This window comes from Streptomyces sp. SID3343, from assembly GCF_009865215.1.
Taxonomy (GTDB): Bacteria; Actinomycetota; Actinomycetes; order Streptomycetales; family Streptomycetaceae; genus Embleya.
This window is the reverse complement of sequence record NZ_WWJX01001401.1, coordinates 1-1,794: the sequence shown is the minus strand read 5'-3', so window position 1 is coordinate 1,794 and position 1,794 is coordinate 1. Positions and strand designations below refer to the sequence as shown.

Below are 1,794 nucleotides of genomic sequence, written 5' to 3'. Positions count from 1 at the left end.
GCGCGCCGCGAGTTGCTGCGCCGCCGACTGGCCCGCGCCCGTGCGGCCACCCCCCGGGCCGAACTGCTACCCCGCCCCGCCGACGTGCCCGCGCCGCTGTCCGCCGCGCAGCGCCGGATGTGGTTCCTGGCCCAGTACGAACCGGACGGCGCCGCCTACAACATGCCGCTCGTGCTGCGGCTGTCCGGCCCGCCCGACGAGGACGCGCTGGCGGCCGCCCTGACCGACGTGGTGGCCCGCCACGAGGTGTTGCGCACGGTGTATCCCAGTCTGGACGGGCAGGTACTGCCCACCGTGCACGACGTCGACCAGTTCCGGGTGGACGTGCTCGACGTCCCCGGTCCGGAACTGGCCGACCTGCTGGCCGCCGAGGCCCGCCGGCCGTTCGAGCTCGCAACCGAAATCCCGATCCGCGCCGCCCTGTTGCGCTCGGACGGCCGCTGGACGCTGAGCGTGGTGCTGCACCACATCGCCGCCGACGGGTGGTCGGTGGGTGTGCTGTTCCGCGACCTGGCCGCGGCCTACACCGCGCGCTGCGCCGGGCACCCGCCCATGCTCCCCCCGCTGCCGGTGCAGTACGCGGACGTCGCGTATCGGCAGCAGACCACCCTCGCCGACGAGTTGGACCGGCAACAGGGTTGGTGGCGGGCCCGCCTGGACGGCGCGCCCGGCACGGTCACCGTGCCGGTGGACCGCCCGCGCCCGGCCGTCGCGGACACCCGCGGCGAGCGGATCCAGGTCGGCTTCGGCGCCGACCGCTCGCGCCGGATCCGCGCACTGGCCGAACGCACCGGCGGCACCACCTACATGGTGCTGCTGGCCGCGCTGCAAACCGTGCTGGCCCGCTACAACGGGGTCACCGACGTCACGGTGGGCAGTCCGGTCGCCGGTCGCACGCACCGCAGCACCGATCACCTGATCGGCTGCTTCGTCAACACGCTTGCGATGCGCACCGACCTGTCCGGCGAGCCCACCGTGCGCGAACTGCTCGCGCGCGTCCGGGAGGACACCCTTGCCGCGTTCGCACGTCAGGAGTTGCCGTTCGACCGACTGATCGACGCGCTCGGCCTGGAGCGCGAACTCGCCTACACGCCGCTGTTCCAAGTCCTGCTCAACGTGCACAACCAGGCTGCGGCGCATCCGACGCTGGCCGGCATCGAGGTCGAGTGGGGCGACACCTACACCGGCGCCGCCAAGTTCGACCTGGCCGTCGCCGTACTCGACACCGGGCCGGCCGACGAACTCGTCGCCGACCTGGTCTGGCGCAGCGTGCTCTACGACGAGGCGACCATCCGGCGCACGTTCGGCCACCTGACCACGATCCTGGACGCGATGACGGCCGATCCGGACCGGCCGGTGGCCGACCTGCCGTTGCTCACCGCCGGCGAGGAGCGCCTGCTCGCGGGGTGGAACGACACCGCGCGGGACTGGGACGCGACCGGCACGCTGCACGCGCTGATCGAGGAACAGGCCCGCCGGACCCCGGACGCACCGGCCGTCCGCGGCGCCGACGGGGTGCTCAGCTACGGCGAACTCGACGCCCGGGCCAATGCGTTGGCCTATCGGCTGCGCGCGGCCGGAGTGGGACCGGATCGGCCGGTGGGCCTGTTCGTGGAGCGCTCCGCCGCGCTGATCGTCGGCATGCTCGGCATCCTCAAGGCCGGCGGCGCATACCTGCCGCTCGACCCGCTCTATCCGGACGAACGCATCCGCGCGCTGCTCGCCGCCGCCGACGCGGTCGCGGTGGTGGCCACGCCGGACCTGCGCGCCCGAGTGGCCGGCCCGCTGCCGATC

General features: G+C 73.9%; 1 protein-coding gene. It reads left to right on the top strand.

Features of this window, described 5'->3' with window-relative positions; translation table 11 throughout:
* Positions 1–1,794: condensation domain-containing protein (locus tag GT354_RS44545; protein ID WP_161362956.1), on the top strand; the 1,794-nt coding region annotated here is incomplete at both ends.